The organism is Glutamicibacter sp. X7 (assembly GCF_054889245.1).
In genome coordinates this window covers 1,098,917-1,115,578 of record NZ_CM142678.1, presented here as the reverse complement: position 1 = coordinate 1,115,578, position 16,662 = coordinate 1,098,917, and the positions used below count along the sequence as shown (strand labels likewise).

At 59.8% G+C, this 16,662-nt stretch carries 21 protein-coding genes; 10 read left to right on the top strand and 11 right to left on the bottom strand.

The annotated features are described in order from the left end of the window. Positions 1-5: 5 nt before the first annotated feature. Together ACYU0X_RS05470 and ACYU0X_RS05465 are read left to right on the top strand one after the other, a co-directional pair. On the top strand, positions 6-458 hold the full coding sequence (locus ACYU0X_RS05470; protein ID WP_461902361.1) for an NUDIX domain-containing protein: 453 nt from the start codon (positions 6-8) through the stop codon (positions 456-458). A 121-nt stretch (positions 459-579) separates the two neighbouring features. Beyond that, positions 580-1,155 (top strand): hypothetical protein, encoded by a 576-nt coding sequence (locus ACYU0X_RS05465; RefSeq protein WP_461902360.1) that lies wholly within the window; start codon positions 580-582, stop codon positions 1,153-1,155. Positions 1,156-1,351: 196 nt separating this feature from the next. Here ACYU0X_RS05465 and ACYU0X_RS05460 read toward each other — a convergent pair whose 3' ends face one another. Then, on the bottom strand, positions 1,352-1,480 hold the full coding sequence (locus ACYU0X_RS05460; RefSeq protein ID WP_461902359.1) for an ADP-ribosylglycohydrolase family protein: 129 nt from the start codon (positions 1,478-1,480) through the stop codon (positions 1,352-1,354). Positions 1,481-1,784: 304 nt separating this feature from the next. Here ACYU0X_RS05460 and ACYU0X_RS05455 point away from each other — a divergent pair, with 304 nt between their 5' ends. The 3 genes from ACYU0X_RS05455 (at position 1,785) to ACYU0X_RS05445 (ending at position 5,849) form a co-directional block, all read left to right on the top strand. Then, positions 1,785-2,735, top strand: coding sequence for an AraC-like ligand-binding domain-containing protein (locus ACYU0X_RS05455; RefSeq protein ID WP_461902358.1), 951 nt, complete (start codon positions 1,785-1,787; stop codon positions 2,733-2,735). A gap of 144 nt (positions 2,736-2,879) precedes the next feature. Further along, positions 2,880-4,295, top strand: coding sequence for an aldehyde dehydrogenase family protein (locus tag ACYU0X_RS05450; RefSeq protein ID WP_461902357.1), 1,416 nt, complete (start codon positions 2,880-2,882; stop codon positions 4,293-4,295). A gap of 27 nt (positions 4,296-4,322) precedes the next feature. Beyond that, entirely contained in the window at positions 4,323-5,849 is a 1,527-nt protein-coding gene (locus tag ACYU0X_RS05445; protein WP_461902356.1) for a GMC family oxidoreductase, read from the top strand. Between the two features lie 372 nt (positions 5,850-6,221). Here the strand turns inward: ACYU0X_RS05445 and rpsO are convergent, their stop codons facing one another. From rpsO to ACYU0X_RS05405, 8 genes are all read right to left on the bottom strand, one after another. After that, complete coding sequence (gene rpsO, locus ACYU0X_RS05440; protein WP_459274593.1) at positions 6,222-6,491, bottom strand: 30S ribosomal protein S15; 270 nt, start codon at positions 6,489-6,491, stop codon at positions 6,222-6,224. Positions 6,492-6,645: 154 nt separating this feature from the next. Beyond that, the gene (locus tag ACYU0X_RS05435; protein ID WP_461902355.1) at positions 6,646-7,437 is read right to left on the bottom strand and encodes a class I SAM-dependent methyltransferase; all 792 of its coding nucleotides are present in this window, start codon (positions 7,435-7,437) and stop codon (positions 6,646-6,648) included. Then, entirely contained in the window at positions 7,437-8,387 is a 951-nt protein-coding gene (locus ACYU0X_RS05430) for a bifunctional riboflavin kinase/FAD synthetase (protein WP_461902354.1), read from the bottom strand. The genes ACYU0X_RS05435 and ACYU0X_RS05430 overlap by 1 nt, the downstream gene beginning before the upstream one ends. A 63-nt stretch (positions 8,388-8,450) precedes the next feature. Then, the gene (locus ACYU0X_RS05425; protein ID WP_461902353.1) at positions 8,451-8,921 is read right to left on the bottom strand and encodes a hypothetical protein; all 471 of its coding nucleotides are present in this window, start codon (positions 8,919-8,921) and stop codon (positions 8,451-8,453) included. After that, positions 8,918-9,295 (bottom strand): hypothetical protein, encoded by a 378-nt coding sequence (locus ACYU0X_RS05420; protein WP_309408143.1) that lies wholly within the window; start codon positions 9,293-9,295, stop codon positions 8,918-8,920. Before ACYU0X_RS05420 ends, ACYU0X_RS05425 begins: the two co-directional genes overlap by 4 nt. Positions 9,296-9,337: 42 nt before the next feature. Beyond that, positions 9,338-10,261, bottom strand: a complete 924-nt coding sequence (gene truB / locus ACYU0X_RS05415) for a tRNA pseudouridine(55) synthase TruB (protein WP_459274597.1) — start codon at positions 10,259-10,261, stop codon at positions 9,338-9,340. A gap of 88 nt (positions 10,262-10,349) precedes the next feature. Further along, positions 10,350-11,255 (bottom strand): patatin-like phospholipase family protein, encoded by a 906-nt coding sequence (locus tag ACYU0X_RS05410; protein ID WP_461902352.1) that lies wholly within the window; start codon positions 11,253-11,255, stop codon positions 10,350-10,352. A 179-nt stretch (positions 11,256-11,434) separates the two neighbouring features. Continuing rightward, a complete protein-coding gene (locus tag ACYU0X_RS05405; RefSeq protein WP_461902351.1) occupies positions 11,435-11,890 on the bottom strand; it encodes a VOC family protein in 456 nt (151 codons plus the stop codon). Between the two features lie 205 nt (positions 11,891-12,095). Here ACYU0X_RS05405 and ACYU0X_RS05400 point away from each other — a divergent pair, with 205 nt between their 5' ends. The 4 genes from ACYU0X_RS05400 to ACYU0X_RS05385 all read left to right on the top strand — a co-directional run bounded on the left by ACYU0X_RS05400 (position 12,096) and on the right by ACYU0X_RS05385 (position 14,732). Continuing rightward, on the top strand, positions 12,096-12,395 hold the full coding sequence (locus ACYU0X_RS05400) for a Rid family hydrolase (protein ID WP_461902350.1): 300 nt from the start codon (positions 12,096-12,098) through the stop codon (positions 12,393-12,395). Between the two features lie 223 nt (positions 12,396-12,618). Then, positions 12,619-13,707, top strand: a complete 1,089-nt coding sequence (locus tag ACYU0X_RS05395) for an IS110 family RNA-guided transposase (protein WP_461900339.1) — start codon at positions 12,619-12,621, stop codon at positions 13,705-13,707. Beyond that, on the top strand, positions 13,704-13,886 hold the full coding sequence (locus tag ACYU0X_RS05390; protein ID WP_461902349.1) for a RidA family protein: 183 nt from the start codon (positions 13,704-13,706) through the stop codon (positions 13,884-13,886). The genes ACYU0X_RS05395 and ACYU0X_RS05390 overlap by 4 nt, the downstream gene beginning before the upstream one ends. Before the next feature lie 105 nt (positions 13,887-13,991). Next, the gene (locus tag ACYU0X_RS05385; RefSeq protein WP_461902348.1) at positions 13,992-14,732 is read left to right on the top strand and encodes a class I SAM-dependent methyltransferase; all 741 of its coding nucleotides are present in this window, start codon (positions 13,992-13,994) and stop codon (positions 14,730-14,732) included. A gap of 22 nt (positions 14,733-14,754) precedes the next feature. Here the strand turns inward: ACYU0X_RS05385 and ACYU0X_RS05380 are convergent, their stop codons facing one another. Next, positions 14,755-15,258, bottom strand: coding sequence for a GNAT family N-acetyltransferase (locus tag ACYU0X_RS05380; RefSeq protein ID WP_461902347.1), 504 nt, complete (start codon positions 15,256-15,258; stop codon positions 14,755-14,757). Positions 15,259-15,694: 436 nt separating this feature from the next. On the opposite strand from ACYU0X_RS05380, the gene ACYU0X_RS05375 reads away from it, so the two are divergent. Further along, positions 15,695-16,135 (top strand): hypothetical protein, encoded by a 441-nt coding sequence (locus tag ACYU0X_RS05375; RefSeq protein ID WP_461902346.1) that lies wholly within the window; start codon positions 15,695-15,697, stop codon positions 16,133-16,135. Positions 16,136-16,220: 85 nt separating this feature from the next. On the opposite strand, the gene rbfA is transcribed toward ACYU0X_RS05375, so the two are convergent. Next, entirely contained in the window at positions 16,221-16,655 is a 435-nt protein-coding gene (gene rbfA, locus ACYU0X_RS05370) for a 30S ribosome-binding factor RbfA (RefSeq protein ID WP_461902345.1), read from the bottom strand. Between the last annotated feature and the right edge of the window lie 7 nt (positions 16,656-16,662).

Genomic DNA, 16,662 nt, shown 5'->3' with positions numbered 1-16,662 from the left:
CGAAGATGACCGTCGCCTCACCGATCGACATCGTCTATGTCGCGCTGCTCAGAGATCAGACGGTACTCCTGCAACGACGCCAAAACACCGGCTTTATGGATGGACACTTCTCTTGCGCGGCCGCCGGTCACGTTGAGCCGGCCGAGTCCCCCATCGCCGCGGCCTGTCGTGAGGCTACAGAAGAACTTGGTATACACATCGCGCCGAGTGATCTCCTGCCACTGGCCGTACGCGATCGGCGGCAGGATCCAGCCGCGCCCGCCCCGTCTCATCGGGATCATTTTTTCCTTTGCCGCAAGTGGAACGGCACGCCCGGTATCGAGGAGCAGCAAAGATGCGCCGAACTTCGCTGGTTTTCCTTCGACGATTTGCCATCGGCCCTGGTGCCACATGAAGCGCCCATCCTGGCAGGATTAGCCGAGGTAGACGGACCCCTTCACGAGTTCACGCGCGCTTAAACCACCGAGATCGTAAACCCGTTTGCCTACGTGTTTTTCCTGCTCATGGGCAGTTCTTCCCATTGCCACCCTCCGGCCATCCTGAGATCTTTAGCTCAAGGTATCTAAGGAAGGATCTTCGGTGAGGAAAAGTAAAACGCTAAAGGGCGTTACACGATCACTAGTTTTGGCGATTGCGCTGACCGGCGCAGGAGTAATCGGCGTTCAGCAAGCTCCCGAGGCTTCGGCCGCCCCAGCAGGTTGGGAATTCACCCGAGAAAAGGCCAAACAAATTTGCGGGCCGGGATACGTTCCGAACCAGTCCGAGCGCTTGCAAGATCGGTACGGCAACTACCATCGGGCCTACATCTGGGTGCTGAAAAACAGCGATGTCGATAAGTACTGTGCGGTCAATATCGGGTTCGGTTCGAACTACGGGTCGCTGAAACAGCGAGACATATCGATCCGGATCTCCGCGTACGACTCTAAAGGCAACTTCATCCGCAAGGTACGCCAAGCGAGCACCTCCGGCAGATTCTCGTACTATGCTGGCCCGATCAAAATCGACTACGGATCCCTCCGCTCGCAGTACCCGGCGGCCTCCTACCGTATGGTCGCCGAAGGCTTACAAGGTGCCTACAGTTCCAACCCGGGCTACGCCGAATTGTGGGGCGATCTACGCTACTGGCCACGGCTGCTAGCCGATTCCATGTATTAGGCCTCTTGTCACGGCGACGATTCTCAGAAGCTACGTATCGGTGCCGCCCGCGCAATCTTCGGTTCGCTGCGGGCGGCACCATTGCGTCGAAAATTCATCGAGATATCCGAGCTAACCACCGATACCGGCCCAGCTCTGTAGGGAATAGTACGATTCGACGTCTCTCGCAATTTCTTGGTCTACCTGATCCATCGATTCACCTACGCCGCACTTCCACGATCAATCGCGAGTCGCTGTCCGCCAACGCCTGCGCGATCACAATGGCCATCGAGGTATCGTCGGTCCACTCTCCGCGTTCGAAGTTCCCTAATCCTCCACCAATCATGTCTACCGGATCTGCATCGTCCAGCGGCCGTTGGAATTCATAGCCAGCCCCCAGGCATCCCCGCTCGCCAGTCCGAGCAATACGCCTTGAGCACGCTCAAATTGTTCAGAACTTAGCTCCATTTAGCCCTCTTTGCTCGTCGTGCGTTCCCACGCTCCACGGTACCGGCCAACTGAAACGACGGCCGGTATACGGGCCCTGTCTTTTCGGCTCTGGGCTTCATCATAGACTCACAAGATTCAGGCCTATACTGTTGCGCAGGTCACCGTTCGTCGTGGCTCAACTCCGGGAGGTTGGAAAGTCCGTGGAACTTCTTCGTGCTGATTCATTTAGTAGCTGGAAGGAACTGATCTCCTCGGCGTTCGTTCCTCTTGATGCACTGCCAGTTGATAGTCGGCCTTTCACCGGAACGATCAGCGCATCCACTTTCCAAGACATCGGTTTCATGCACGTCAAGGCCCATGCCCAGACGGTCATCCGTACGCGAGAGTTGATCGCGGCCAATGATGGCGCGTTCTATAAGCTTTCACTGCAACTTGCCGGCACCGGGCTTCTGCAACAGGACGGTCACCAAGCCCGCCTCGTTCCTGGCTCTCTGGCGATCTACGACACTCAGCGTCCCTACACCCTGCAGTATCAGGATGACTTCTCGTGTCTAGTGTTGATCTTCCCGCAGCAATTGCTCAGCCTCTCACCGGAGGACGTGCGGTCCATGACTGCCACGGCTATGAATGAAGACAGCCCATTGGCGGGGAGCATCATTCCATTCATCCGGCAGATCAATGAGCAGTTACCGTCACTGCCAGCCGCGGTGGGACATCGGTTAGCGCTGAACGTGGTAGACCTGCTGTCCACCCTGATGGCCGAACGCATCTATTCCTCCCCGGGATCGAGCACGGATTCTCACTCATCGCTGCTGTTGCGCATCAAACACTACGTCGAGGCACACTTAGCCGACACGGGACTGTGTGCCCAGTCCATTGCCGAAGCTCACTACATTGCAGTGAGGACCTTACAGAAACTGTTCTCCTCCACGGGATACACTGTGGCCAGATGGATCCGCGAACGTCGTATGGAGCATAGCCGCCGAGATTTAGCCGATCCGCTCTACGAGCAGGTACCGATCGGCGCGATCGGGGCACGTTGGGGATACCCGGACGCAGCACACTTCAGTCGAGTGTTCCGCGCCACCTTCGACTGCAGTCCCACGCAGTATCGCGCCGAATCCCTGAACTCGAAGAAGGCCGCGTCCTAGATGCCTCATGCGTAGCCAACGTGCGCAACCATCCAAAGTTCAGGCCGAATTATCCTAACCACTACGTTGTGACACGAGTCACCATGAAGTTATTGAACAAGATTCGCCTTGTGTGAATCCTCCTGACCACAAAGGAGCGACTTCGTGTCCACCACATTCGCCACATCTCAGGACCTCCTCGCTACCATAACCTCCGCTTCAGGCCGCCCCATCACGGACCCCGCCACTGGGGATTTCATCGGCAACGCGCCGGAACACACCGCCGCCGATTTGGACAAGGCGGTCGCCTTAGCCCGCGTCGCACAACCAGCGTGGGGTGCAAAGAGCCACGCGGATCGTTCGGCCGTACTCAATGCAGCAGCCGATGCCATCGAGGCCAACGCCGAGGTCCTGGCCGATATTCTCTCGCGCGAACAGGGCAAACCATTGAACGGTCCCAATGCACGCTTCGAGGTCAGCGCCTGCATAGGATGGCTTCGGGCCACCGCGTCCTTTTCCATGGAACCCGAGGTTCTGGTGGATGACGATTCCGCTCATGCAGAACTGCACTACCGTCCGTTAGGCGTCGTAGGCGCCATCGGCCCTTGGAACTGGCCAATGATGATCTCCATCTGGCAGATTGCTCCAGCTCTTCGCATGGGCAATACCGTCGTAGTCAAGCCGAGCGAATACACACCGCTGTCGGTCCTAGCCCTTGTGAAGGTATTGCATTACGCCGTGCCGAAGGAGGTTTTGCACGTCGTCGCCGGTGACCGTGAAGTCGGTGAGGCCATCAGCAACCACCCTGGCATCGACAAAATCATGTTCACCGGGTCTGTCGCTACCGGCAAAGCCATCGCCAAAGCCGCCGCGGATACCGTGAAGCGCGTGACGCTGGAACTGGGTGGCAACGATGCTGGCATCGTGCTGGACGACGTAGACCCGAAGTCCATCGCTACCGATCTATTCTGGGGCGCCTTCATTAACACCGGTCAGACCTGTGCCGCACTCAAGCGTCTGTATGTTCCAGAGTCCATTTACGATCAAGTGTGTCAAGAGCTCGTGACGATAGCTGGCCAGATGCCGATGGGCATGGGCCGTGATGAGAACAATGTGCTTGGCCCTCTGCAAAATAGGAACCAGTTCAACATCGTGGCCGGTCTTGTCGACGAGGCCCGCAGTGACGGAGCCACCATCCTGATCGGCGGCAACCCGGTAGCAGAGCAGCCCGGCAACTTCTATCCGACCACGTTGGTGTGCGACATCTCGAACGATAGCCCATTAGTGGTCAAGGAACAGTTCGGCCCGGCTCTGCCGATCATCAAGTACTCCACTGTAGAGGAAGCCATTGAGATGGCCAATGGTCTGGAGGTGGGTCTGGGTGCCTCGGTCTGGTCTTCGGACAGGGCCAAGGCCGGTGAAATCGCGGCTCGTTTGCAGGCCGGTACCGTCTGGATCAATAAGCATGGCGCCATTGACCCACGCATGCCGTTTGGCGGTGCCAAGCAGTCCGGCTACGGCGTCGAATTCGGCGTTGAAGGGCTCAAGCAACTAGGCCAGCCACAAGTTATCAGCTACTAGACTCAATTCACCAACAAGGGACAAGACATGAGTAACGATCAATTTGACTACCTCGTCATCGGTGCCGGGTCGGCCGGCAACGTGTTGGCTCGCCGTCTGATTGATTCCGGGGCAAGCGTGGCGCTTTTGGAAGCCGGCGGCGATGACACGAACCCGAACATCAAGCACCTGAACACTCTGGGCCTACTGTGGCATAGCGAGAACGACTGGGATTACTACACCATTCCCCAGCCAGGCGCTAACAACCGCCGACTCCATATCCCGCGTGGCAAGGTCATGGGCGGTAGCCACGCGCTCAACGCGAGTATCTGGGTTCGTGGCGACAAGTGGGACTATGACACGTGGGCAGAGCTTGGATGCCAGGGCTGGAGCTGGGACGAAGTTCTGCCAGTTTTCAAGAGCATAGAAAACTTCGATCGCGGTGCATCCGCGCTACACGGTGATTCTGGGCTTCAGGACGTAGTGCAGGATTTTGAGCATGCACCAATTCAGCAGGCCATGCTCGACGGTGCCCTAGAAACCGGAATCCCATTCAATCCGGACTATAACTCAGGCGACGTGGAAGGCGTGGCCTGGATGCAGCTAACTATTCGCGATGGGCTACGCTACAACACTTGGCATTCCTACTTGAAGCCCGTTGCCGACGCAGAGAACCTGGGCATTATCACCAACGCCCGGGTGACCCGCCTACTCATGGACGGCACGCGTGCCACCGGCGCCGAATACCTTCACGAAGGAGAGATCAAATCCATTGCAGCAACCGAAACGATCCTGTGTGCGGGCGCTTTGAACTCTCCCGAAATCCTCTTGCGCTCCGGGATTGGTCCTGCCTCCGAACTCGAGGCGCTGGGTATTGAAGTCACCCACGATCTGCCTGGCGTGGGGAAAAACCTGCACGATCACCTACTTTCGCCGGTTATCCTCACCTCGGGTGTGGGACCAATCGAGATCGGGCCGGTGGCCCCTGCTGAAGTTCACTTCTTCACCAAGAGCCGGCCTGACCTTCCCGTGCCGGATACCCAACCCATCCTGTTTTCCGTACCCATGTATTCGCAACAGGTCGTTCCAGAAATGATCGGTCCAGATAACGGGTTCTCATTGCTCGGAGGTCTGGTACGTCCAGCTAGCCGGGGCGAACTGACGCTCAAGAGCTCGGATCCGGCAGACGGCCTGAACGTAGATATCGCTGCGTTGGCCGAGCAACAAGATCTAGACGCGTTGGTCTTCTCGGTCAAACAGTGCCGAGAGATTGGTCGTTCCCAAGCCGTGGCCAAGTTCAAGCCCACCGAAATTTACCCGGGCCCGGAGGTCAGCGATGACGAACTGGAAGAGTATGTGCGCAATACGGTGGTCACGTATCACCACCAAGTTGGCACCTGCAAGATGGGCGTAGACGATGCGGCCGTCACCGATCCGACCACTTTGCGTGTTCATGGTGTGCAAGGCGTACGCGTCGCCGATGCTTCAGTCATGCCACTGGTCACCACGGGCAACACAAATGCGCCAGCGATCTTAATCGGCGAGAAGGCCGCAGGCATGGTCCTCGGAGGCTGATTTGAGCACCGCAGAGTCAGTGGCGAGCATCCATCTGGTTTCGGTGGAGTAGCCAGCGCTTCGTTGTAGACGGCAGCGCGGTAGTCGAACGGGTTGGGCAAAATCAGCACGGTATCGGTTCCGCCGGAGTCATGCCTACGGCCCGACATTTCATACAGAAGCGCACGTCTGGAAAACGCACATGATGCGTAAGTCGTTTCGGGGCTCAGAGCCGAGACTCGAAGCGTCGAAGCCTATCCTGCAGAATCACGCCAAGGCCCGCAGGTGCCCTAACCGTATCCGGTACAAATTTTGCGCAACGTACTGGACTCTGGATAGCAGAAACCCCGGCTCCCTCGAAAGGGAACCGGGGTTTCGCACACCATCGTGGGACTACTTGCGCAGGCCCAGACGCTCGATCAGCGAACGGTAACGCTCGATGTCGGTGTCCTTGAGGTAGCTGAGCATACGACGACGACGACCAACCAGAGCCATCAGGCCGCGGCGGGTGTGGTGATCGTGCTTGTGCATCTTCAGGTGCTCGGTCAGGTCCGAAATACGGCGGGACATGACGGCGATCTGAACCTCAGGCGAACCGGTGTCACCCTCGTGGGTGGCGTAAGCCTTGATGATTTCCTGCTTGACTGCGGCATCCAATGCCATAACAAACTCCTAGAGTTGGACCGCGTTTCACGAACCAGTCAACCTCCCGAAGAAGGGAACCGGGCCCACGCAACCGCGGACTGCAGCGTAGACCGTTGACTAGTCTATCATTTTCCCCCGCGCAACGGCGCGAGTCGGCGCTTCTGTCGGGAAGCTAACACCCCGGGATCTCGCGGCGCCAGGAGCGCCAAGCATGGGAGAGGTGCGGAACGGCCACGGGTTCGTCCACGTCATGGCCTAGGTGTTCGCACCAGTACCAGTGCAGGTTGGCTTCGACTTTCTTCCGGGTGCTCTCGGTGGCCTGTCGATAGTAGCTCCGCGACTTGGTCAGCTCCACGACATCGCCCAAGGTCAGCGTCCACTCCCAGTGCCACAGTCCCTGTTCGAGCCCGATGAACTCGGCTCCGAGGGTCGGTGCGAGCTCTGGCCGGTGAACGTCTCCGGCGTGCATGATCCGTGCCAGGCGGTGTACCCACGGCACCTGAACATCCAGCTGGTTCCACAGCAACACGAGCCGTCCGCCGGGGACTAGGAGCCGTGCCGCTTCCGCGCTGGCGGCGGGGGCATCGACCCAATGCCAGGCCTGCGCGTAGCTGATCAGCTCGAAGCTGCGCTCCGGCAGCCCGGTGGATTCCCCTCCGGCCCGTACGAGCGCGAGACCAGGACACCGTTGCGCCAAAACGTCGAGCATATCCTGCGACGGGTCGACGGCCGTGACCTGCAGTCCCCGAGCGACAAGTTGGGCGGTGAAAATCCCGCTGCCACACCCGATATCTGCCGCGGGCCCGGTCAAACCCTCCACTGCGAAGTCCACCGCGGCCTCGGGGTAGCGCGGGCGCACCTTGTCGTACTGGTCCGCCCCGGCTAGGAATGCCGCCGAATGGTGGGTGCGCTGTGCGGCGCTGAGCCCGAACGCTTGCCGTGGCAGTGGCGGGATTTCTGCCACTAGGACACCTTGCTCAGCACGTCGCGGGCTTGTTTCACATCCGTGGTCATCTGTTCGACCAGGGCTTCAATCCCCTGGTAGGCCACCATCGGGCGCAAGTGCTTGACGAATTCGACGATGACCTGCTGGCCGTAGAGGTCGAAGTCTTCGACTCCCTCGTCCGGCCGGTCGATGACATGGGCCTCGACCACGCGTGAGACGCCGTCGAAGGTTGGGTTCGAGCCTACGGATATCGCCGCGGGCCACCGCACGTCGGCCTCGTCCACCAACCAGCCGGCGTAGATGCCGTCGGCGGGGATAATTCCGGTGGCGTCCGAGGAGAGGTTGGCGGTGGGGAAACCAAGTTCGCGTCCACGAGCGGCCCCGTGAACCACTTCCCCACGCATGCGATGCGGGCGTCCCAGAATCCGGGCGGCGGCCTCGACGTTGCCTGCGGCGAGCTCTTCACGGACCCAGGTCGATGACAGTCGGCGCTTATCTCCCACGTCGGCCACGCCGATCACGGTAAACCCGTACTTCTCGCCGAGCTGCTGCATGTACTCGAAGTCCCCTGCGTTCCCCTTGCCGAAGCGCACATCGTGGCCGACGACCACGCAGCTAGCCTTCAGGGCCTCAACGATCACCTGACGCACGAATTCCTCGGCGGTATTCTCCGCGAAGTCGAGGGTGTATTCGATCATCAGCACCGCATCCATGCCCACTGCGGCGAGGGTGTCGATACGGTCGGCGAGCCCCATGATCAGTTCGGGGGCGCTCTGCGGACGGTGCACCTGTGCCGGATGGGGGTCAAAGGTGATGGCCACGGCGTTAGCGCCGAGGTGGCGGGCCTGTTCAACCACCTGGTCAAGAACCTCGCAGTGCCCCAGGTGTACACCGTCGAAATTGCCGATTGTCACGACCGACGGCTTCAGGTCTGCGGGGACCGAGTCAAGACCCTTCCAATAGTGCACGGTGATCCTTACTGACTTCTTTGGGGAAAGAATGATTTGCTCGTGCTTATTCTCGCACGTTCTTTAGCGCTGACGCTCACCGCGGTTACGGTACAGCCACCACAGGCCGACCAGCGGCAATACCAGCGGAACATAACCGTACCCCTTGCCGAAGTAGCTCCACACCGAGTCATGGCCGAACAGTTCGGGGTGAGTGAAGGACAGCGTGCCGACGACCAGCACACCGAGCAGTTCAAAACCGACCGCGCCGACCGAGACTTTCCAGGCGCCGGGCTTGGCCGAGGCTAGGCTGAAGGTCGCCAAAATATAGACCAGCCCGGAAAGTAGCGACAAGCTGTAGGCCAGCGGGGCTTCGGAGAAGTTGCGGAAGAAGATCTGATACAGGGCACGCACGGTGGCCGAGAGCGACAGAATACCATAGACGGCGATGATAATGCGCCCCAGTCCGGTGGACCGACCCGGTTTGTTGAGCTTATCCCCTTGCCGGGCTTCGGCGGCGGATACGATACGCGAATTGCGTGGCTGCTCGCTCATGCGGCTACTCCTACATTCCAAATCTGTTCCATACGGAACAACATCACAAAGACTATGGCCCCAGATACGGCAAGTACCGTATTGGCCCAGCGGCTCTTATCGGCCACGGCCCAGAAGAAAGCGACCGGCGGGATGATCAGCGCCGTAAGCAGGTAGCCCCAGAATTCCCAGAGCTCGCCCTGAACTACTTCCCCACCGGCCTGCCGGATGGCCGCGGCGACACCGTAGATCACCAGGAACAGTTCGGTGGCTCCGGTGGCGATCAGGGCCCAATCGTCCGGATAGCGCCGGATGATGGTGGCGATCACGCCGAGCAGCACGGCCACCGCGCAGACGACGGTACCGGCGATAAAGAAGCCGTTGAGGGCAAACAAGGTCGGGCCTTTCGGTGGGTCGCGGTGCGGTGCTGGCGGATACTACTTGGCCGTGAAGACCAGCTGGGTGCGGGCCTTATCGCCCTTGTCCTCGAGCAGGGCCACCAGCACACCGTTCGGGGCGAAGGCGGCAACCGGCTGCCCGGCGGGAACCTCCATGCTCAAATGTGAGGCGGCGATGGGTCGCCCGAAGGACAGCTCCACGGCCTCGTCGACGCTCACGGTGCGGTTCGGGAAGAGCGCGGCGGCGGCATCTTCCAACGGCATGACCTCGAAACCCTCGGCCAGCTGCTGCAAGGTTTTTGCGTTCTGAATCTTGTAGGGTCCGACCTCGGTGCGGCGTAGCGCGGTCAGGTGCCCGCCGACGTTCAAGGCTTCGCCCAGATCGCGTGCCAGGGCGCGGATGTAGGTGCCTGAGGAGCAGGAGACGGTCACGTCGACGTCGAGCACCTTGCCTCCGGCTTCGCGGCGGATCTCATGCACGTCGAAACGGGAAATGGTCACCGGGCGGGCCTTGAGCTCTACCTGTTCGCCGGCGCGCACGCGGGCATAGGAGCGTTTTCCGTCGACCTTGATGGCCGAAACCTGGCTCGGAATCTGTTCGATGTCACCACGCAGTTTGGCGATCTCACGCTCGATGTCCTCGTCGGTGACCGCCGCGGCAATCCGCTGCGAGGTGATCTCGCCTTCGGCGTCGTCGGTGACGGTGGATTGCCCCAGACGGATGGTGGCGGTGTACGTCTTGTCGTGCCCGACGATGTACGTCAGTAGGCGTGTGGCCTTATTAACGCCGATCACCAGCACACCGGTGGCCATGGGGTCGAGGGTTCCGGCATGGCCGACCTTGCGAGTCCCGGCCAGTCTGCGGATACGACCAACCACATCGTGGGAGGTCATCCCTGGATCTTTGTCGACGAGTACGAGACCCGAGGCCTGTTCTTGCGTGTTCTGACCGGCTTTACTCACGCCCTCCAGTATAGGGCGTGCATCGGCGCCGCTCCGCCTTGAGTGACTCACGACATGACCGACCCCACGCCGCAGCGACGCCTCAGTGTTAGCAGAACACGCCGGCGAACTCGGCGGCCCGCGCTAAGCCTTGGGTGTACCCGGCGCGCGCCGCCTGAGGGCGTAGCGAATAGTCCATGGCCGATGCCCCGAACAGGTGCGCGCTGGAGGCCGCGGGGTAGATGGTCAAGACCTTGCTACCAGCCTGGCGCAGCTCGTCCAGCTGCGCATCGAGTTGCATTGCCCAGGGCAGTGGATGCCGTGTCCGCCCGGCAAAGGGCGCGAGCACCACCACGTGAGCACATCCGGCCGCGAGATCCGCGTTTTCATTGCGACGGTAGCCGCCGTCAATGTAGCGGTGCGCCCCGATACTGTAGGCAAAGCCGTTGGAACAGCTGGCCGCCACGGCGTCAACAAGGTCCACCCCACTCTGTTTATGGAAGACCTTCGGGGCACCGGTCTCCGCGTCTACCGCCGTAATCAAGAGTTCGTGGGACGGCCACCGATGCACGGGGAGCCGGGCGGCTACGGTAGCGCGCCACCGTTGCTGTGCTGTCGTGTCGCTGCTCGGGGCTGCCTGTAGCGCCATCGCTCCGATGCGACGTCGCATGTCGGCCGCTGAGTTGGCGGCGGCGATGATTTCATCCGTGGCGGCCAACAGATTGACCGTTCCGCGCGTGGGAGAAGCGGCTCTGCTGCCCGGCGGCGTCTTTCTTGTCATTGGCTGGCAGGCGGCTTCATAGAGTGCGGCAGGAGTGGCACCGGCCAGTTGGGCGGCCGCGGTGGCGCCGGCCGAGGTGCCGATAATTCGTGCGGCACCGGTCAGATCTACGCCGCCCTCGGCGAACCCGGCAAGTACGCCGAGCAACCATGCGTTACCCGTGGAGCCGCCACCACCGAGTACTAGGGCGTGCTCCGTCGCGGCTTGGTTGGATGTGGAAGATGGTGAGTTCATGGGAGATGCCTTTCGCTATATGTGCTGCGTGGTGCTCCCGGGTGGCGGCTAGGCTTGCCGCCGGATCGTGGCCGGGCGGGGAGCACCCTGTGCCGATACTGCGTACATGGTGCTCACCTCCTGTAGGTTCTTCACGATCATCATGACCTTAACACGCCGTTGGCGCGTCGGGACAGCCTCTAGGCCCGGTGTTTTCCGGTGGGTGTTCCATATCCGGGGCGGCCGGATTGGTCGATTCCGTGTTTCTCCAGGGTGTACAGGTGTAGCTCGATGCCGTCCGGGTCGGAGAGCACGATAATCCATCCCACACTGGCATCGATAATGGGCGAATGCTTCACCCCGAGGCGGTCGAGCCGAGCGACCCAGCGCGTGAGCGCGGCATGGTCTTGAACGGCAAAATTTACCAGGTTGAACCCGTCGGCGGCCTTGGCATGCTGGGGGCTCTGCCGCAGTCCTATGAGTGTCTGACCGGAGCCCGGGACTTTTCCGGCGACACCGCGGACCACGCCGTCGGCATCGGAGAATTCGTAGGCTACTTCGAAGTCCAGGACTCGTTCGTACCACTGGCGGCTTCGTGCGAGATCTCGGACCGGCAGCTTGACAGCAAATATTCCTTGAAGTTCGGCATCTTCCATCGTGCCCCTCCTCGATATACCGAGGCATGACGCCATGTCTCACTGCTACTGTCTGACCGCGTGCTGTCGCTGTCAAGAGATTTCAGTCGTTCGACAACGCGGTTCGCTTTGGGTCCACCCCGGGGTAGCTTCACAGTTCAAGCCATTAGCGATGTAACCGCATAGGCTGTTCTCGACTCACCACGGACGCAGCAAAAGGACTTTGATGATCAACCATCACTTCAGCCCAAACCTCTTTCAATCGGATGCTCCCTTTTCGCACCTTGCTCGGCTCGCTGATATCGGCTTCACTGCGGGGATCATTGGTCAGTGCCCTGCCGCGGGCTCTCTGGTTTCTTCCGATGTCCGTGCACAGACCGAGCAGATGATGCAGAATTTGGCACAGTTACTCAAGGAGGTCGGTTTGGATTTTTCGTGCCTCCTTAAAACGATTGTGAGTATGGAGGTAGCTGGTCTGGGACTAGCTGGCAGGATAAGAACCAGCCGCCCCACCCCGAGGATGTGACTCATTAAAACGCTGACCCGAAAGGTGTCATCCGATGGATCTGTCCATCTGATCGGGGTGGGTCGGCCGGAACCAATCCGGCCCACCACGGTGACTTGATCAGAAGATTGTCCACCCCTTTCTAGGGGCGTGACCCATCACAGTGCTGTTCCGTAGTGACCCTTACCCGGACTGGTACCGGCCGTTCACGGCCGACCAAGAAAATCCAGGAAAGGAAAGTACGGTGACCGCACAACCTATCGTCGCTCATTCTTATCCATTTGTCGTGGGTGTCGACACTCACGCACGCAACCATGTCTACGCCATCATCAACGCAAGCAACGGTGCGTTGCTCGATACGCAGTCATTTCCAGTGACCAGTACTGGGATTAACCGGGCCATCGCCTGGGTCGCGCGACGAACCGAAGGCAACGCAGACACCCTGTGGGTGATCGAAGGGACCGCCACCTACGGGGCAATCCTTGCCGGCACGGTCGCCGCCCATGGATTCCCCGTCACCGAGGCACCGCGCATGAGCAAGAAACAGAACCGTGGCGTGGGAAAAACTGATGCTTTAGACGCCCACCGAATGGCGGCAGCTTCCCTGCCGTTACCGGTAGAGAAGCTACGCCATCCACGGCTGAATGAAGGGATCCGCCAAGGATTACGGATCCTCGTCACGGCACGCAGCTCGATGGCGAAAGACCGTACCAGGGCCATGAACGCTCTAAACGCCCTGGTACGCAGCAACGAGTTGGGGATTGATGCCCGCAAGAAGCTCACCGGCAGCCAGATCACTGAGATCAGCCGCTGGAGAGAGCGGGAAGAAGAGCTGTCGCTGCGGATTGCACGGTCTGAAGCAGTACGCCTGGCCAAACATGTCATGGACTTGGACCAGCACCTAGCGACCAATGAGCAGCAACTAGACGAACTGGTCAAAGCCAGCGAAGCAGCACCCTTACTAAATGAAATCGGGTTCAAGGCAATCACCGTAGCGAAATGCTTCGTCGCGTGGTCCCATGAAGGGCGGGTGCGCAATGAAGCGGCATTTGCCTGTTTGGCAGGAGTAAATCCGATTCCTGCATCGTCCGGGAATACGATCAGGCACCGACTTAATCGAGGCGGTGATCGGTCGTTGAATGCTGCCCTACACTTGGCGGCGGTGACACGTATGACTCATGACGAAGAGACACGTATCTATGTCGAGAAGCGTCAGGCTCAGGGGAAAACTGATCGGGAGATCCGCCGATGCATCAAACGCTATCTCGTCCGTCGAATTTTCAAGATCTTCAGTGTTTCAGCAACATTTGACCAAGCTCCAGTTACGCCTTGACAGACATAGAAGAATCCATCTATCTGACCGATTATGCGGATTTTGAGTCAATCAACGAGGTTTATGCCAGTTTCCTTCCAACCCCTTATCCCGTACGCACCACCGTGCAAACGGCCGCGCTGCCCCTTGGCGCCAAGGTGCAGATAGAGACCGTCGTGACCTTGAAATACACCGAATAAGGAGGCGCGCTTTCATCGATCGCCGCTAGTTAGGTGCCGCCATTGCGGCAGGGAGGATTCGAGTCGTTCTCCCTCATGCGCGTGCAGCTATGCGATGCTGACCACATGAATCAATCATCTGCAGTCCCGCAGCGGTCCACCGCCGAAGCCTACGACTCGATTGCGGAAGGCTATGCGGCTGAGAACGACGCGAGCCTACTCAACGAGTACTACAACCGACCTGCCCTGATGGATCTGCTCGGCGATGTCTCCGGTCGGCATGTGTTGGATGCCGGTTGTGGTTCGGGCCCGATTCTCACGGACCTGCTCAGTCGGGGTGCCACGGTGGCGGGCTTCGATAGCAGCCGTGGCATGTTGGAAATTGCGCGAAAACGTCTCGGCGCGGAGGTCGACTTACGTGTTGCAGATCTTGCGCAGCCGTTGCCTTTTGCCACCGGTGAATTTGACGATGTGGTCTGCTCTTTAGCCCTGCACTATCTCGAAGACTGGAGTGGGCCACTGGCCGAATTCAAGCGTGTCCTTAAACCCTCGGGGCGCCTAGTGCTGTCGGTAGAACACCCGTTCGCCAGCTGGCTGGGCCAGCGCGAGCAGGGGGTAAAGACGAACTATTTCGCCACCCGTCCCCGTGCCGAGCACTGGTCGATGAACGGGCAAGAGGCCACGCTGGAGTTCTGGGATCGTTCGTTATCTTCGATGGTTGATTCCTTTGTGAGTGCGGGCTTCCGCATCACTCATCTGGGGGAACCTGCACCCTCCGACCGAGCTCGGGAGAAGTACCCCGAGCTTTTCGAAGGACGTGAAGATCCGCGGTTCCTGGCCTTCCTCTTCGTGGTGCTCGAGGCATAGGTATAGGCCGTAGCTGCGCAAGCTACTCGTGGTGCCATCGCCTGAATCCCAAGTCGTCGTAGAGGCGATAGGCGCTCGGGGAGGTGCCTTCCCCGACGCGAAGACTGAGACTGTGCTCCCCCGCTCGTCGACATGTTTCGCTGGCCGCCAGCAGCAGCGCTCGGCCTCGCCCCTGACCTTGATATCTTCTATCAACAAACAGGTCAATGACGAAGGGCCCGGCCAACTCCGCATCCCAGATGGACTGCTCGACCACCAAAATGGCCCCTACGACCTGTGTGACAGCAACCGCGGCGAAGGACCAGCTTGATTGCAGTATGCCGTAGTCGTTCGCGAAGGTGGCGCGTATTTCCTCGTTGGCTTCGGCTATGGTGTTTGCCGCAACGCCGGGCGGATAAGCACCCAGATACGCTTCGGCAAGTTCCGGGGCATGGTCTGGGGTGACTGGTGTTAGGTACGGGGACATCGGTTGCTGTGGCTGCGAACGATTCGGATCTAGGCGCAGCTGTAAAAGGTCTGATGGCATGGCAATTCCGCTCGATAGCTGAACAATTGGGATGATGTGTGTTCAAATGCGGGCCATGCACCAGAACCTACCACAGCATCATTTTTCTTGCCGTGGCGCCTCCGCGGGGATACGCCTGAATGCGTCGAAAAGTTGAAACAGCCCGGTGATCGACACCGAGCAGAGCAACAACGTCCATATCGAAACCCCGCGCATGGACTCGCTCAGCATGCGTGCAAGACCGAGCACGAGGAGCGACGCCAACATCACCAGTCCAGACGTGGTGTATCCGCGTGAGAAGAAACATTTCATGGTCACACAAGGTACCTTACGCATCACTGATTCGTCATTGACGTGTTAAACCCGAGGTTCATCAGTGGTTAGTATTCGTCGACTCCAGCACTTATTGATAGATTGTCAGCAGTTTAGAATTACTGCCGACAATCCTAGGAGGATCGTGACTCGGGTCAACTTACGCAAAAGGCTCCCCTCGGCGCTTTACTTGGCGTTACTACTGCTCCTTATTGGACTGCCCGCCATGGGCGGCTTCGCCGCGCCCTTGCTCTGGCCGCAGTTTCCGGGGATTGACGATAGTTTGTGGCCTTGGACGCCGCTGTTGGCGCTGGTATTTACCGTGGTGCTCGCGTTGCTGGATGGGCCGATCGAGCGCCTTGCGCTGCTCTTCGGGGCGACCGCGCGACGGTCGGTGACAGGACCGCTGGAAGCAGTCTTCACCTTGCTGGCGGCGGCCCTGCTCTATGGGTTGACCATGGCCAGCTATCAGGCGACCTTGATCGCCGCCGTTGCCTGCCTCGTGCTCTACCTGATTCTCACGCCGCTGCTGAGCTGGGTACTGGCCCATGCACCGGCTTCCGTCGGCCAACCGGCACAGGACTAGCGAACCAATAAGCCACAAAGAACAAGCCCCCGTCGTTGCCTGCCCTTGCGGGCACACAGCGACGGGGGCTCGTTGTCGGCGAAGATTATTCCTCGTCGTCGACCGGATCCTTCTTATACGGATCGGCTTCACCGGCGTAGTTCTTACCGTTGCGCAAGGCGGCGACCTCGGCATCCTTCTCGCGGGCCTTGGCCAGCAGCTCTTCGAGGTGCGAAGCGCTCTCCGGGATTTCGTCGGCGACGAATTCCAGGGTTGGGGTCAACCGGATGGTCAGGTTACGCCCTAGCTCCTTGCGCAGTGCGCCGGAGCGCGTCTTGAGCATCTCGGCGATCTCGGCCTTGGCCGTCTCGTCGCCGAACACCGTGTAGTACACGGTGGCGTGCTGCAGATCATTGGTGACGCGCGCGTCGGTCACCGTCACGTTGTCGATGCGCTCATCCTTGATGACGGTGCGCAACGACTGTGCCATGAGGACCTGCACGCGCTTGGCCAGGCGTGCGGCACGGGCTGAATCAGCCATGGTTATC

Bases quoted from the DNA above. Each gene is read 5' to 3' on its own strand.
- ACYU0X_RS05445 (WP_461902356.1), top strand. From the start codon at position 4,323: ATGAGTAACGATCAATTTGACTACCTCGTCATCGGTGCCGGGTCGGCC.
- ACYU0X_RS05460 (WP_461902359.1), bottom strand. From the start codon at position 1,480: ATGATTGGTGGAGGATTAGGGAACTTCGAACGCGGAGAGTGGACCGAC.
- ACYU0X_RS05380 (WP_461902347.1), bottom strand. From the start codon at position 15,258: ATGCCATCAGACCTTTTACAGCTGCGCCTAGATCCGAATCGTTCGCAG.
- ACYU0X_RS05385 (WP_461902348.1), top strand. From the start codon at position 13,992: ATGAATCAATCATCTGCAGTCCCGCAGCGGTCCACCGCCGAAGCCTAC.
- ACYU0X_RS05410 (WP_461902352.1), bottom strand. From the start codon at position 11,255: ATGAACTCACCATCTTCCACATCCAACCAAGCCGCGACGGAGCACGCC.
- ACYU0X_RS05470 (WP_461902361.1), top strand. From the start codon at position 6: ATGACCGTCGCCTCACCGATCGACATCGTCTATGTCGCGCTGCTCAGA.
- rbfA (WP_461902345.1), bottom strand. From the start codon at position 16,655: ATGGCTGATTCAGCCCGTGCCGCACGCCTGGCCAAGCGCGTGCAGGTC.
- ACYU0X_RS05405 (WP_461902351.1), bottom strand. From the start codon at position 11,890: ATGGAAGATGCCGAACTTCAAGGAATATTTGCTGTCAAGCTGCCGGTC.
- ACYU0X_RS05400 (WP_461902350.1), top strand. From the start codon at position 12,096: ATGATCAACCATCACTTCAGCCCAAACCTCTTTCAATCGGATGCTCCC.
- ACYU0X_RS05425 (WP_461902353.1), bottom strand. From the start codon at position 8,921: ATGAGCGAGCAGCCACGCAATTCGCGTATCGTATCCGCCGCCGAAGCC.
- rpsO (WP_459274593.1), bottom strand. From the start codon at position 6,491: ATGGCATTGGATGCCGCAGTCAAGCAGGAAATCATCAAGGCTTACGCC.